General features: G+C 40.9%; 13 protein-coding genes. 12 read left to right on the top strand and 1 reads right to left on the bottom strand.

The window, feature by feature from the left end:
* Positions 1-10: 10 nt before the first annotated feature.
* Positions 11-895 carry a cytochrome c oxidase subunit 3 gene (locus tag ACMZOO_RS07000; RefSeq protein WP_440905982.1) on the top strand — a complete coding sequence of 295 codons (885 nt, stop codon included), beginning with the start codon at positions 11-13 and terminating at the stop codon, positions 893-895.
* Positions 896-1,126: 231 nt separating this feature from the next.
* Here ACMZOO_RS07000 and ACMZOO_RS06995 read toward each other — a convergent pair whose 3' ends face one another.
* Positions 1,127-1,330, bottom strand: a complete 204-nt coding sequence (locus ACMZOO_RS06995; protein ID WP_440905981.1) for a DUF2909 domain-containing protein — start codon at positions 1,328-1,330, stop codon at positions 1,127-1,129.
* Positions 1,331-1,353: 23 nt separating this feature from the next.
* Here ACMZOO_RS06995 and ACMZOO_RS06990 point away from each other — a divergent pair, with 23 nt between their 5' ends.
* From ACMZOO_RS06990 to ACMZOO_RS06940, 11 genes are all read left to right on the top strand, one after another.
* Positions 1,354-2,130 (top strand): SURF1 family protein, encoded by a 777-nt coding sequence (locus ACMZOO_RS06990; protein WP_440905980.1) that lies wholly within the window; start codon positions 1,354-1,356, stop codon positions 2,128-2,130.
* Positions 2,103-2,672, top strand: a complete 570-nt coding sequence (locus ACMZOO_RS06985) for a hypothetical protein (protein WP_440905979.1) — start codon at positions 2,103-2,105, stop codon at positions 2,670-2,672. Before ACMZOO_RS06990 ends, ACMZOO_RS06985 begins: the two co-directional genes overlap by 28 nt.
* A gap of 9 nt (positions 2,673-2,681) precedes the next feature.
* The gene (locus ACMZOO_RS06980) at positions 2,682-3,746 is read left to right on the top strand and encodes a COX15/CtaA family protein (protein ID WP_440905978.1); all 1,065 of its coding nucleotides are present in this window, start codon (positions 2,682-2,684) and stop codon (positions 3,744-3,746) included.
* Positions 3,743-4,660 carry a heme o synthase gene (gene cyoE / locus ACMZOO_RS06975; protein ID WP_440905977.1) on the top strand — a complete coding sequence of 306 codons (918 nt, stop codon included), beginning with the start codon at positions 3,743-3,745 and terminating at the stop codon, positions 4,658-4,660. The genes ACMZOO_RS06980 and cyoE overlap by 4 nt, the downstream gene beginning before the upstream one ends.
* Positions 4,661-4,719: 59 nt before the next feature.
* A complete protein-coding gene (locus ACMZOO_RS06970; RefSeq protein ID WP_440905976.1) occupies positions 4,720-5,328 on the top strand; it encodes an SCO family protein in 609 nt (202 codons plus the stop codon).
* 80 nt (positions 5,329-5,408) lie between these two features.
* On the top strand, positions 5,409-5,678 hold the full coding sequence (locus ACMZOO_RS06965) for an STAS domain-containing protein (protein WP_440905975.1): 270 nt from the start codon (positions 5,409-5,411) through the stop codon (positions 5,676-5,678).
* A gap of 40 nt (positions 5,679-5,718) precedes the next feature.
* Positions 5,719-6,081 carry a response regulator gene (locus ACMZOO_RS06960; RefSeq protein WP_440905974.1) on the top strand — a complete coding sequence of 121 codons (363 nt, stop codon included), beginning with the start codon at positions 5,719-5,721 and terminating at the stop codon, positions 6,079-6,081.
* Between the two features lie 5 nt (positions 6,082-6,086).
* Complete coding sequence (locus tag ACMZOO_RS06955) at positions 6,087-8,231, top strand: chemotaxis protein CheA (protein WP_440905973.1); 2,145 nt, start codon at positions 6,087-6,089, stop codon at positions 8,229-8,231.
* Between the two features lies 1 nt (position 8,232).
* A complete protein-coding gene (locus ACMZOO_RS06950) occupies positions 8,233-8,736 on the top strand; it encodes a chemotaxis protein CheW (protein ID WP_440905972.1) in 504 nt (167 codons plus the stop codon).
* Positions 8,737-8,763: 27 nt separating this feature from the next.
* Positions 8,764-11,535 (top strand): methyl-accepting chemotaxis protein, encoded by a 2,772-nt coding sequence (locus ACMZOO_RS06945; protein WP_440905971.1) that lies wholly within the window; start codon positions 8,764-8,766, stop codon positions 11,533-11,535.
* A gap of 105 nt (positions 11,536-11,640) precedes the next feature.
* Entirely contained in the window at positions 11,641-15,210 is a 3,570-nt protein-coding gene (locus ACMZOO_RS06940; RefSeq protein WP_440905970.1) for a methyl-accepting chemotaxis protein, read from the top strand.
* Positions 15,211-15,231 lie beyond the last annotated feature (21 nt).

Genomic DNA, 15,231 nt, shown 5'->3' with positions numbered 1-15,231 from the left:
AGGCTTAACCATGTCACAAACTGAACACACGGAATATTACGTACCAGCACAAAGCCCTTGGCCAATATTAGGGGCAATTGCTTTGTTTTTAATTGCTGTTGGCGCAGGTACTTTAGTTGCGCAGTCGGGCAAAACAGGTGAAGCAGGCTGGGGTAAATGGGTGCTGATTTTCGGCATTATTGCCGTGTTATTAATGATGATAGGCTGGTTTAGAGACCAAGTGATTGAATCGCGCACTGGTCTACATAGTCAGCAACTTGGTGTTTCTTACCGCCAAGGCATGAGTTGGTTTATTTTCTCCGAAGTGATGTTTTTTGCCGCTTTTTTTGGCGCTTTGTTTTATGCACGCATGATCTCGGTTCCATGGCTTGGTGGTGCTGGCAACAATGAAATGACCAATGTGGTGTTATGGCCTAGTTTCCAAGCTATGTGGCCATTAACAACAACACCTGATGGCACAACTACCCAAGCTATGGGGCCTATGGGTTTACCTCTAATCAATACCATTATTTTGGTTGTATCGTCTGTAACAGTGCATTTTGCTCATGTGGGCCTTGAACAAAATAAGCGCAAACAGTTATTTGGCATGCTGACTCTGACTATCATGCTTGGATGCATATTTTTATTCCTGCAAGTTGAAGAATATATTCATGCATATAGAGATTTAGGGCTCAAGCTCGACTCTGGCGTTTATGGCAATACCTTTTTCTTATTAACCGGCTTTCACGGTATGCACGTAACTTTAGGCACACTGTTTTTGATTGTGATGTGGTTTAGGGTGTTGGAAGGGCATTTTACTCCAGACAACCACTTTGCTTTTCAAGCTGCGAGTTGGTATTGGCATTTTGTTGATGTAGTTTGGTTGTGTTTGTTTGTTTTTGTATATGTGCTTTAGGGTTCTGATTCGGCCATGGCGATTGAAGTTTTGCTCCTAATCTTTGTTCCAAAACGCTTAGCATAGTTAAACGTATCTGAAGTTAACTCGGAGCAAGTATTGAAGCGATAATTTAGAGCAAAATTTCTTTTTCATGGATGAAAAAGCGAAGCGTATAGGGATATATTTACAGCGGTTTTGCGAAAATTATGCTTCAAGACTTGCGTTGTTTAGTAAAGAAACTTTGGCCGGTTAATAAGGGCGCGGGTTTGGTTCAATCCAGCCCATGGATAACGCTAAAACAATTAAGACTAAGGTGAGGGCTGAAAACATTACGCGGCGACCTAAATTACGTGTCATCTGTTGGTTTTTGTCGTCTCTACTCATAGCCATTAACGCGCGGAATAAACTAAAAATAGAAATGAATAAAAAAACAACAATAATCACTTTAAGCATATTTTGTCCCTAACGAGGTTTTAATGAAGATAGCGGCAAATTTACATCTTCATATTCGCCCTACAGCGCTATTAATTTGGCTAGTCTCAACTGGTATTTTAATCAGCCTAGGTTTATGGCAATTGTCGCGCGCCAATGAAAAAGAGCTTATTTTACAAAACCTCAACAGTCAACCTAGTCTAGGGTTGGTCGATTCAAGCTATCTTAATCATCTCACAACAAAATCTTTTTATCCGCATCAAATCAAACTGCGTGGTCGTTTTGATCCGCAAAATTTATGGGTGCTTGATAACCAAGTTAACAATCATGTATTAGGTGGTAATTTAATCATGCCATTTGTTGTTGAAGAGCAAGGTATTACAACAAAGTTATTTATTGATTTTGGTTGGATTAGCTATAACGCACAGCGCTTGCCTAATCAGCAAGATTGGCAAAGTTGGCGAGCCAATCTTGCTCAAGTTCACCAGCAATCACAGCAAGTTGAACTGACGCTCTTTGTCACACCATTACAGCACAATGTTTTTAAATCAAACCTAGTTGAACAGCGTGATGGCTGGCAGTTTGTTGGACAAATTTCATCTCAGTTAATTGAAAAACAGGCAAAAACTCAAGTATTGCCTATACTGGGTATATTGGATGAAAAATCACCGTTTGCTTTACTGGTTGAACGGCCATTAATCAATATGCCGCCAGAAAAACATACAGCTTATGCAGCACAGTGGTTTTTACTTGCAATTGCGCTAAACCTAATAATATTAATAAAGGCAGTCTCATGGAAAAAACAGCCGATCTTCAGTTAAATCAAGCTAACAACTCAATCAGTAAATGGTTACTCGTGGTGGTATTTATCGCACCAGCGATATTTGCCTGGTGGGCACTTAAAGCCAATTGGTTTAATTTAGCTGTCACTAATCAAGGCCAGTTATTGCAGCCTGCGATTGTGCTCAATAACCAACAACTTCCACAGAAACTGCAAAATAAATGGGTGATTAGTTTCTTTGCCGATGCCAATTGCAGTCAATGTGATAATGCTGAGTATTTGCTTAATCAAGTCAGAGCTGCACTTGGTAAAGAACAAGCTCGCAGCGAAATAGCTTTGATTAGCTCTGAGTCATTGATTAAGCAGACTGAGCTTGCACAGATAAAACTTAATTCAACTGAAGTTACTCAGTTAGCAGCAGGGCATTTTTATATTATCGACCCACTCGGGCAGATTATCTTGCAATACAGTTTAGAGCAAACGCCTTCGTCGGCTGCGACAGTTCTTGAGCAAGACAAAATTCTTGGCAAAGCCATATTGGCAGACCTTCGCAAACTATTAAAACTTTCTAAAATCGGATAAGGAGTGCTTATGCTCTGGTTAAGCCGTTTTGCAATTGTATTGGCTTTTGTCGTTGTAGTTTTAGGCGCTTTTACCCGTTTAACTGAAGCTGGCTTAGGTTGTCCTGATTGGCCGGGCTGTTATGGCTTTTTAACTGTCCCCACAGCTGAACAAATTGATACAGCACATGCGCGATTCCCTGAACAACCAGTTGAAGCGCAAAAAGCTTGGAATGAAATGATCCATAGGTATTTTGCCGGAACCTTAGGTTTAGTCATTTTGGCATTGGCAATAGGTGGTGTTCGTACATCGCAACAGCGCGAAGAAAAAATATTTAGCTTCGTGGCTATTTCAACCCACACATCTGCGTTGTTATTACTGGTGATATTTCAAGCTATTTTAGGCATGTTAACCGTCACTATGGACTTAAAACCTATTATAGTTATGGGGCATTTATTGGGCGGTTTTAGCATATTTGTTTTATTGGTTTTATTAGAAAGACGCTTAGTTAAACAAAATGCCGATAGTGCCGAGCATAGCAGTGAGGTACAGGTTAACAAGTTGATGCTAGCAACCGCAGCTGTATCAGGTTTGTTGATTATACAAATTGCTTTGGGCGGTTGGACTGCTGCCAACTATGCTGCATTAACCTGTACTCAATTACCTATTTGTGAAGGTGATTGGCAAAATAAGCTCGACTTTGCCCAGGCCTTTTCACCAACACCGCATGCTGAAACCTACCAATATGGTGTTTTAGATTATGCTGCACGTATGACCATTCATGTAACCCACAGAGTAGGCGCTATTATCGTGACCTTAGCTTTACTGTTTTACTGCGTTTTATTGTGGCGGGCGAAAATATTTACTAAGCAGCTTATCAGTATAAATTTCCTGTTATTTATGCAAATTAGTTTAGGCATCAGCAATGTGGTGATGAGTTTGCCGCTGGCTGTGGCAGTAGCACACAATGCTGTTGCGCTCTTGCTGTTGTCGAGTTTAATTATTACTTGGCACAAAGTTAGTTTAATCAGCAAGGTACAAGTACAACAAAAACAGTCTCCACAAATATTATTGCCGGTTAAGGAGTTATCATGAATGACAAAGTAATTGGTGGTTTTGACCAAGCGCGAATTCAAGCTAAATTCTGTATCCACCACTGGCGCGATTTTTTTGAGTTAACCAAACCTAAAGTGGTAGCTCTGATTTTATTAACCGCTGTGGTTGGTATGTTAGTCGCCAGTGAACAACTGCCAAGTGTGTCTGTATTATTGTTATCTTTAATTGGCATTGGTTTATTGTCTGGCTCTGCTGCGGCCATTAATCATGTAGTCGATGCTAAAGTTGATGCCATTATGGCGCGTACTCACTGTCGCCCAATCGTTCGCGGGCGTGTTAGCCATATGCAAGCACTTGCTTTTGCTGCACTAATTGGTGTGATAGGTTTTGTGGTTTTGTATGCGGGCATAAATCCATTAACAGCTTATTTAACCCTCGCGAGTTTAGTTGGATATGCAGTTGTTTACACACTGTTTTTAAAGCGTGCTACACCACAAAATATTGTGATTGGTGGCTTAGCTGGCGCTATGCCGCCGCTACTCGGCTGGACTTCTGTAACCAATAACATAGCACCAGGTGCATTATTATTGGTACTCATAATATTCACTTGGACGCCACCACATTTTTGGGCGCTGGCAATTCACAGAAAAAATGACTATGCCAAAGCCAATATCCCTATGTTGCCGGTTACCCATGGCATTGAGTTCACCAAAACTATGGTGTTGTTATATACCCTGTTATTAACCGCAGTATGTATATTGCCTTGGCTGGCTGGTACTTTTAGTTACTTCTATCTGGCTGTAGTAACAGGACTCAATATTAGGTTTATCCAATACGCGTATAAACTTAAATACCATGCAACTGACGATACCGCCTTTGCCATGTTTAAATTTTCGATATGGCACTTATTATGGGTGTTTGTTGCTATGTTGGTTGATCACTTTATCTTTTAGTTTTGTGCTTATGTCGGTATATTGCCTGTATTAACTGATACAGAAGAGTTGGAATATAAGTGCGTTATTTAGCATTAATTATGGTTTGTGTTACCGTATTGGCTTGCTCTCCACAGCAACAACAATCGGTACAAGAATTTGACAATGTATTGATATATCCAAAAACAAAGCTGTTACCTGAGTTTAAATTGACTGACCAATTTGGCGATGAATTTGGTAACAGCCAACTGCAAGGCAAGTGGACATTATTTTTTATTGGTTACACATATTGCCCTGACATATGCCCTACTACCTTGATGGATTTAAATCGGATATATCCGCAATTGCAGCAACTCAGTCAGCCGGTTCAAGTGGTGTTGATTACTGCAGATCCTGCGCGTGACAGTAGTGAACGACTCAAGGAGTATATTGGATTTTTTAACTCTGAGTTTACAGCTGTTAGAGCCGAACATGCTGAACTTTTTCCATTTAGCCGCGCATTAAATTTGGTTTATGCTGTGTCGGATTCAAAGCAGAATGATTATCTAGTTAACCACTCTGCTTCACTCTCTTTAGTCAATCCTGCTGGGGAATTACAAGCCATTATCAAACCTGACTTTAGCGCAAAACCCGCCCAAATAGACTTCCCACAAATTGTCAAAGTTATTGATACTTTAATAAAAAATTAAAAAAAATCTCTTCGCAAATTTGTTTTTTTGTAAAGCCCTTCTAATATAAAAAGTACATAGGAAATGTTAAAGGGCTTTTTATGCACAAGGTTTTTCAATTACCCGAATTATGCACTGTAGTGGAGGTAGAACCTTATTACCAAGAACTAAACGCTTTTTGCACTCAACAACAAGACGTTGAAATTGATGCGAGCAAAGTTGAACGTATTGATACTGCATTTATTCAGCTATTAATTGCATTTGAGCAAACCTTGGATAAAGCGGGTAAAGAGTTTTGTTACGGTCAATGCAGTGATGTGTTTAAAAACGCCTGTCGAATATTGGGATATCCTCTAAACCCAACCAACTAACACAGTTTTATCAACGGAAGCAGCTATAAGGTAACTCAAGATGAAGAAGATTCTCGCAGTTGACGACTCGGCATCAATGCGCCAAATGGTCAGTTTTACGCTCCAGCGGGCTGGCTACAAAGTAACAGAAGCGAAAGATGGGGTCGAAGCGCTAGGAATTGCCAAAAACGAAACTTTTGATTTAGTTTTATCTGACGTCAATATGCCAAATATGGACGGTATATCACTTATCCGTGAGCTTAGGGCTTTACCTGAGTATAAATTTGTACCCTTGCTTATGTTAACTACAGAGTCTGGGCTTGAGAAAAAAACAGAAGGTAAACAAGCCGGGGCGACAGGTTGGATAGTTAAGCCGTTTAATCCAGACCAATTAATTGCTACTTTAGGAAAAGTATTGAGATAAATTCTATGACAGTGGATCTTAGTCAATTCTATCAGGTTTTTTTTGATGAAAGCCTTGAAGGTTTGGATGCAATGGAAGCTGAGCTTTTACGCTACAGCGAAGGCACCCAAGATGATGAATCAATTAACACTATCTTTCGAGCAGCGCACTCGATAAAAGGAGGCAGTGGTACATTTGGTTTTGATAGTATTGCTGGGTTCACTCATGTACTAGAAACTTTGCTCGACCAAATCCGTGATGGGCAAAGAGATATCACCAGCCAGCATATAGATTTGTTTTTACAATCAATTGATTGTTTACGCGAGATGATAAATGCTTTGAGTTCAGGTGATGATAGTGTGCCTGAATCAACCGCCCAATTGAAAGCGGCCTTTGAAGCCATTTTAAATGATGAAGTTGCCAATGAAGGTGAACAGAGTGCTTTAGAAGCTGAGCAAATAATTGCTGATAGTGCGACAACAGCCACCGAAACGCATGAAAATACACCTGGGTGGAAAGTCACTTTTATCCCTAGTGAAGATATATTGATGACGGGTAACGAGCCTTTATACCTAATTCAGGAGCTAACTGAATTAGGTGATCATGAGGTTGAGCTTGTTACTGAAAAAATTCCATCATGGTCTGAGTTAAAACCCGAATTTTGTTATTTACGTTGGATAGTAAAGTTATACTGTGATTGCACTGAGCAACAGATAAACGAAGTTTTTGAGTGGGTTGCCGACGAGAGCGAAATCAAAATCGAAAAGCTGGCAGCCGCAGAGCCAATCCAAACTTCTGCAACTGTGCCAACTTCACCGCCAGAAATTGAGGCAAGTGCAGAAGCCGCAGTAGCAGTAAAAGAAGTGAAACCATCGGCACCTGCTGCAACTAAAAGTGCAGATGCAAAAGCCGCTGTCGCTAAACCTGCAGTCAAGGCTAAACAAGCCGACGCCAATTCAATACGAGTAGGTATTGATAAAGTAGATTCGTTAATCAATATGGTTGGTGAGTTGGTGATTACCCAGGCAATGTTAAGCCAATTATTTGAAGGCGAAATGACGGCGCAGTCTCTTACTCGTATGAAAGAGGGCTTAGCGCAACTTGAGCACAATACCCGAGATTTACAAGAAAGTGTTATGCGTATTCGCATGTTACCAATTAGTTTTGTCTTTAGCCGTTTTCCTCGTTTAGTGCGAGACACTGGGCAGAAAATAGGCAAAAAAATAGAGCTGGTATTACAAGGTGAAAGCACTGAACTTGATAAAACTGTCATGGAGAAAATTTCAGATCCGCTAGTTCATCTTGTTAGAAATGCCATGGATCACGGATTAGAATTGCCCGAGCAACGTTTGGCTGCGGGAAAACCAGAAAGCGGAAAAGTAACCTTAAATGCCTATCATCAAGGTGGTAATGTTGTTATTGAAATTATTGACGACGGCAAAGGACTTGACCCAGTTAAAATCAAAAACAAAGCCGTAGCGAATGGTCTAATTGGTCCGAATGACGAGTTGTCAGAAGAGCAAATCAATTTATTAATATTTGAAGCGGGTTTCTCTACCGCTGATACCGTGTCTGATTTATCCGGGCGCGGTGTTGGTATGGATGTAGTTAAAAGCAACATTCAAGCACTTAACGGTTCGGTTGATGTTGAATCCGTGGTTGGTAAAGGCACAACCTTTCGTATTCGTTTACCACTTACTCTAGCCATTTTAGATGGACAACTTATTCGCATTGGCCAGCACACTTATATTATTCCTTTGGTTAATATTATTGAGTCGCTGCAAATCAATCAAAAAGATGTTAGCCGCATTGGTGGTGAATACGATGTGCTGCATTTGCGTGGCGAATACGTACCGATAATTTGTTTAGCTGACGTATTTTTACATAAAGCTGATGCCCACACTTTAACTGACGGTTTACTTGTGGTGGTTGAAGTAGACGGTGGCAAAGTAGGGATTTTTGTTGATGACTTATTGGCGCAACAGCAAGTCGTTATTAAAAGTTTAGAAGCGAATTACAACAAAGTTGAAGGTATCTCGGGTGCAACTATCCTAGGTGATGGCACAGTGTCATTGATTATAGATATAGTTAGTTTGGTGCGTATGGCTGGGGTGAAAAGTATTTCTAGCCACAACATAATGCCATCCGATATTGATGCTGAAGGAGCATAGCATGGTAGCAGACAATAACGTGGATGAAATTAACCAAAAACTTGAACTGCTAGAAGGTGTTGAAAATGCAAACGTAGAGCAGTTTCTATCATTTTTTTTAGATGAAGAAGAATACGCAGTAGATATTTTGCGCGTGCAAGAAATCAGGTGTTGGGAAGGCGCAACTGTCATTCCCAATTCACCGGTTAGTGTAAAAGGGGTTATGAACTTACGAGGCACCATAGTGCCAGTAATGGATTTACGCTTACGTTTGGGTTTAGTCGAGCAAGCATATAACCCACTCACAGTTGTGATTGTACTTAAGTTTATTACCCAAGATGGGATTGAAAAAATCAGCGGCGTAGTTGTAGACGCAGTGGCTGATGTGCACAGTATATCCCCTGACGATATTCAGCAAGCGCCCGATCTAAGCACTAATGTAAATTCCAGTTTTGTTAAAGGTTTAGGAAGTGCCAAAAGTGGTGCATTAATTTTACTTGACCCAGATACGCTATTAGCAATTTAAGCTAAAAAATTTAGCCAGGAGACAAACATGTTATCGACACTTTTTGGACAAGGCAGTAAACAAGAGTTAGCCGATTTAAAACAACAATTATCCGAATATCAAGGTAAGTTGGCGGCGATAGACCGTTCGCAAGCTGTGATTGAATTTACCCCAGACGGAACTATTTTAGATGCGAATGACAATTTTCTTGCGGCTATGGGTTATGCCAAGAACGAAATCGTTGGTCGTCATCACTCTATGTTTGTTGGTTCAGAGTTTGTTAGTAGCAGTGAATATCAAAGATTTTGGCAAAGGCTGGCAAACGGAGAATATTTTTCCGATCAGTATTTACGTTATGGTAAAGGTGGAAGGGAGATATGGATCCAAGCTACTTATAACCCGATTCTAGATGCATCTGGTAAACCATACAAAGTGGTAAAATTTGCCTCAGATATTAGCAAAATTAAAGCTGACGAAATAAAAAGCGCCGAGTTAGCAAATTTAGCCAACGCACTGAAAATCTGTCAAGCTAATGTCATGATGGCAGATAACGACTTAAACATTGTTTATGTTAATGATGAAAACCTTAGCATGTTACGTAAACGCCAAGCGCAAATTCGCCAGGTTTTACCTAACTTTGATGCGGATAAATTAGTTGGCACTTGTGTTGATATTTTCCATAAACAGCCGAGTCATCAAAGGCAAATGCTTGCACAGTTAACTGAGCCTTATTTTACCCGTTTGACGGTAGGTGAACTAAAGTTCGATCTCATTGCTACCCCTTGGAAAAATGATGCAGGTGAACGTTTAGGCACTGTGGTTGAGTGGGATGATGTTACAGATGAAGTTGCTCGCCAACAACAAGCTGAAGAATTAGCTCGCAATAACGAAAGGGTAAAACAAGCATTAGATAGTGTCAGCACCAATACTATGATTGCCAACGCAGATTACGAAATTATCTACATGAACTCAGCAATTGAGCATATGCTGCAAACGGCGGAGCGAGATATTCAAGAGGTTTTACCTAACTTTGATGCGCGTAATTTGATGGGGAAAAATATTGATGTCTTCCATAAAAATCCTGCACATCAACGCAACTTGCTTGGCAAGCTTACAGACACCTACAAAGCACGGATTAATGTTGGTAAACGTGTATTTGATTTAGTCGCGAATCCAATTATTGATGATGATAAAAATCGCATTGGTACAGTAGTCGAGTGGCAGGATGTTACTGAAAAGTTAGCCACTGAAGCTAAACTAAATCAAATGGCAGAAGAAAACCTGCGTGTTCGCCAAGCATTAGATAGCGTATCTACTAACGCCATGATAGCAGACAAAAACAATGTGATTGTTTATATGAATGAAGCTATCGAAGGCATGATGGCAGCAGCGGAAGCAGACATAAAAACCGCATTGCCGAATTTTAATGCTAATAATTTAATGGGACAAAATATTGATGTCTTCCATAAAAATCCTGCGCATCAACAAAATTTATTAGCGCGTTTAACTACTACCTACAAAACTGAAATTAATGTTGGCGGTCGTACATTTGCGTTAGTTGCTAATCCTATTATCAATGAAGAAAACGAACGTATTGGCACAGTAGTAGAGTGGTTAGATAGAACATTAGAAGTGCAAGTTGAAAGGGAAGTTGCTGATTTAGTTAAACAAGCTTCGCATGGCAACCTATCTCCACGTCTAGAGGTTGAAAGTAAAACCGGCTTCTTCAAGAGCTTAGCTGAAGGCTTAAACTCTTTAATTGATTCATGCGATAGTGTGATTACCAGTACAGTTGAAGTATTAGATGCTATGGCGCACGGCAACTTAACTAAGCGTATTGACGGCGATTACGAAGGTACTTTTGCTAAGCTGCGCGATGACGCAAATACGACCTTAGATAAACTAACAGAAATTATTACTAAGGTTAATCAATCGGCTGCAACTGTTTCATCGGGCGCAGATGAGATTGCTCAAGGCAATGCTGATTTAAGCCAACGTACCGAAGAGCAAGCATCATCACTAGAAGAAACAGCCGCGAGCATGGAAGAAATGACCAGTACGGTCAAACAAAATGCCGACAACGCCGCACTAGCCGATGATTTAGCTGAACAAGCACGTAAAAAAGCGGTTGAAGGTGGTCAAGTGGTTGAAAACGCTGTGACTAGCATGGCACAGATTAATGATGCGAGTAAGAAAATCGCCGACATTATAGGTGTGATTGATGAAATAGCCTTCCAAACCAATTTGTTAGCCCTGAATGCTGCGGTTGAAGCTGCTCGTGCAGGTGAACAAGGGCGAGGTTTTGCAGTGGTTGCGGGTGAAGTTAGAAACCTAGCGCAGCGCAGTGCCGAAGCGGCCAAAGAAATTAAGAACTTGATTCGTGACAGTGTGGCTAAAGTGGAAGATGGTTCTGCGTTAGTTAATCAATCAGGTGAAACCTTAAGCGAAATTGTTGAGGCAGTTGAAAAAGTGAGTCGTATGATTGCGGATATTTCAATTGCTTCGAAAGAACAAAGTTCAGGGATAGAACAGGTGAATAAAGCCATTACCCAAATGGATGAAATGACCCAACAAAATGCTGCTTTAGTTGAAGAAGCATCTGCCGCAGGTGAATCTATGGCAGAACAAGCAGCTAGCATGAGCCAAATACTGTCGTTCTTTACCTTAGACCAGCTGGGTATGGGGTTGCCAAATAAAGCCCGCATGCCGGCTGCGCAACTTGAATCCCGTCAACCGGCAAAACGTGTAGCAAACAAACCCGCTAAAAATGGCATTGCAGGCTTGTCATTTGACGAAGACGAAGATTGGGAAGAGTTTTAATAACTTTATTCAGTGACAACTTAACAGCAGCATAATTGCCTATGCTGCTGTTTGTGTTGCACTAACTATGTCGTCTTAACATTGGCTTGCTAGAGGGAGTGCAATATGTCATTTCTAAACAATCTAAACCTTAAACAAAGAATTGTTGCCGCCCTGGTTTTTTTTGGTTTGGCTCCGATGATTTTTTTGGGTTTTATAGCGGTAAACCTCGCCAGTGAGAGTTTAACCGACGCTGCGTCTAGACAGCTTAGAACGGTTAAATTCGATAAAAAAATAGCAGTTGAATCTTATTTTAAAAGTGCAGTAAACCAGATTGAAAATTTGGCAGAACACCCGCAAGTGCTTGAGTCGGCAGTTGCCTTTACCGATAGTTTTTTTAATTATCAGTTACCAAATAGCGAAGGTGACATAACACAAGTTAAAAATAACCTTGCACAGTATTACACGCAAGAATTTACTCCGACCTATCAGCAGAACAATCAAAAGCAAATTGATGTTAAGCCTATGCTAGCGTTAAGCGACCTCGCAATTGCGCTGCAATATCAGTATATCTGGAAAAACCCGCATCCTTTGGGCAGTAAAAATAATTTACATAATTTGCTTGATGGTTCTGATTATGCCGCAGTACATGCGCAACATCATGCAGTATTTAATAATGTGCTCAATCGTTTTGGTTATTACGATATTTTTATTGTCGAGCCAGTTAAAGGACATATTGTTTATTCGGTATTTAAAGAGTTGGATTTTGCAACCTCTCTGCTTACTGGCCCGTACAAAAATACCAATTTTGCCGGTACATTTCGCAAAGTCTTGCTTGAAAAGCGCACTGTCGTCACTGACTATCAAAGCTATTTACCTTCATACCATGCCCCAGCTTCATTTGTTGGCACTCCTATACTCAACAAGGGGCAATTGACAGCAGTACTAATATTTCAATTACCTTATGATCCAGTACAAGCAATTATGGGCAGCAGAACCGGTTTGGGTGAGACTGGTGATGTTTATTTATTTGGTGCCGATGCGTTGCCAAGAAGTGACTCTAGCTTAAATATAGAAAGTCGCTCACTTGTTTATGCGTTTAAACATCCTGAAAAAGCGCAATTAACTGGTTTGGCTCATCAAAAAGCGATAAACGGCGAAGTCGGATATGTATTAGATAGTGGCGTAAAGGGTCAGCAAGTTTTATCGTCTTACGATAAGTTAGATTTGCCCGATTTAACTTGGTTTATTGTTGCACAAATGGACACATCCGAAGCATTTTCTGCGGTTGACTCTTTAGTTTATACCAGTGTTTTTATCGCCATAGCCGTGTTGGTGATTATTGTGTTATTTGGTTTGCTGATAGCAAACAATATTGCTAAACCAATCCAGCAGTTATCCAAGTTAATTATAGAGATTGCACAAACTGGCCGTTTAACTATTCGTAGCCAATATCAAAGCCGCAATGAAGTGGGGGAGATAGCAAGTTCGCTGAATAGTTTGTTGACCAGTCTGCAGGCAAGTTTCCAAAGCGTGTCACAAACTTTGGCTGCAACCAGCCAAGGGCATGCAGGGCAACGAGCACATACTCAAGCTAAAGGTGATTTATTAGACTTATGTAATCAAGTAAATCAAGCGGTAGAAATTATTGAAGATAGCTCAACACAAGCTGACAAAGCCAAACAAGCTGCACAAATGCAAGCACAACAAGCGCAACAAGCTGCAGAAGATGCAAAACAAGCGCAGCAAACCGCGCTGCTAGCACAACAGCAAGCGGAAGAGGCAAGGTTGTTAGCGCTACGAGATAAAACCGCCTTAGACAAGTGCCAAGCGAATGTGATGATGGCAGACAATAATTTAAACATTGTGTATTTGAATGAGTCGGTCAAAAACATGTTAGCAAAAAATGAAGCAAAAATTCGCCAATCAATTGCTAGTTTTAAGGTTGAAGGGCTGATCGGTCGCTCGATAGATTCTTTCCATAAAACACCAAGCCATCAAAGAAGTTTGTTGAAAAACTTAGCTGACGTTTACAAAACACAAATCAAGGTCTCTGATTTAACTTTTAATTTAATTGCAACACCAGTCTTCAGTGAAGATAAAGAAAGGTTAGGTACAGTCGTCGAGTGGGAAGATGTAACTGAACAGCTTGCTAAAGCTGAACAAGAACTCAAAGTGGCGAATGAAAATGCGCGAGTGCGTCAAGCTTTGGATAATGTTTCAACCAATACTATGATAGCGGACGAGCACAATTCAATTATTTATATGAATGCAGCTATCAAACAAATGATGCAAAATGCGGAAGGGGAAATTCGTAAAGTATTGCCTCAGTTTAATGCGTCTGCATTAATGGGGCAAAATATGGATACTTTCCATAAAAATCCGCGCCATCAACAAGGTTTAATTGATAGTTTAACCACTACGTATGCAACCCAAATAACAGTTGGCACCAAAGTGTTTAAGTTAACTGCTAATCCAATAGTGGCAGCTAATAAACAAAGAATTGGCACCGTAGTTGAGTGGGATGATAGAACGGATGAAGTTAATGCTGAGCGTGAAGTCGCAGCTCTAGTTAAAGCTGCTGTTGCGGGTGACTTATCCGGGCGAATTGATGAAAAAGGCAAACAAGGTTTCTTTCTAATGTTAGCTCAAGGACTCAATTGTTTGAACGGCTCGTGTGAAGCCATTATTCAGCAAACCGTGAGTATATTAGATGCCATGTCGCATGGTGATTTAACCAAACGTATTGATGGTGATTTTTCGGGCAGTTTTGCCAAACTTAAACAAGATGCCAACCAAACCTCGGAAAAACTAACTGAGATAATAGCGCGCATTCGCCAAGCTGCGGATACAGTTGCAACTGGCGCGGATGAAATAGCCCGTGGCAACGCTGATTTAAGTCAAAGAACCGAAGAGCAAGCGTCTTCTTTGGAAGAAACCGCAGCTAGCATGGAGCAAATGACTAGCACAGTAACGCAAAATGCTGAAAATGCCTCTGTAGCAGATAACTTGGCGACCGAAGCAAAGAGCAAGGCTGTTGAAGGCCAGCGGGTAGTTGAAAATGCAGTCGCGAGCATGGCACAAATAAATGATGCGAGTAAAAAAATAGCTGACATCATAGGTGTGATTGACGAAATTGCCTTTCAAACCAATTTATTAGCGTTAAACGCTGCGGTTGAAGCTGCAAGAGCGGGTGAACAAGGGCGCGGTTTTGCTGTGGTTGCCGGCGAAGTTCGCAGTCTTGCACAACGTAGCGCCGAAGCGGCACGGGAAATAAAAGGTTTAATTCAAGACAGTGTGGCGAAAGTTGAAGATGGTTCTGTACTGGTTAATCAGTCCGGTGCAACTTTACAACAAATAATGGCTGCGGTTGAAAAGGTAAATCGTATGGTTGCTGATATTTCGGTTGCATCTAGTGAACAAAGCACTGGCATTCAACAGGTCAATAAAACCATCACACAAATGGATGAAATGACCCAACAGAATGCGGCGTTAGTCGAGCAAGCCAGTGCTGCAGGTGAGACTATGTCGCAAACAGCCAGCAGTATGCGAGATTTATTAGCATTTTTTAATATCGGCTCTGGGAAAATTCAGTCAGCCGCGCCGTTGCGTTTGCAGCAGAACAAACCAACCACAGGCCGCAAAGCTCCCGCCAAGCTTACTTTTGACGACGATGATAGAGCTAAATCAATATAAATAGCGATAGTCAGCTGGAGA

This window comes from Catenovulum sp. SX2 (assembly GCF_052056295.1).
In the GTDB taxonomy this organism is placed as follows: Bacteria; Pseudomonadota; Gammaproteobacteria; order Enterobacterales; family Alteromonadaceae; genus Catenovulum.
The sequence above is the reverse complement of the archived record's forward strand: the minus strand, read 5'-3'. Positions and strand labels throughout refer to the sequence as shown.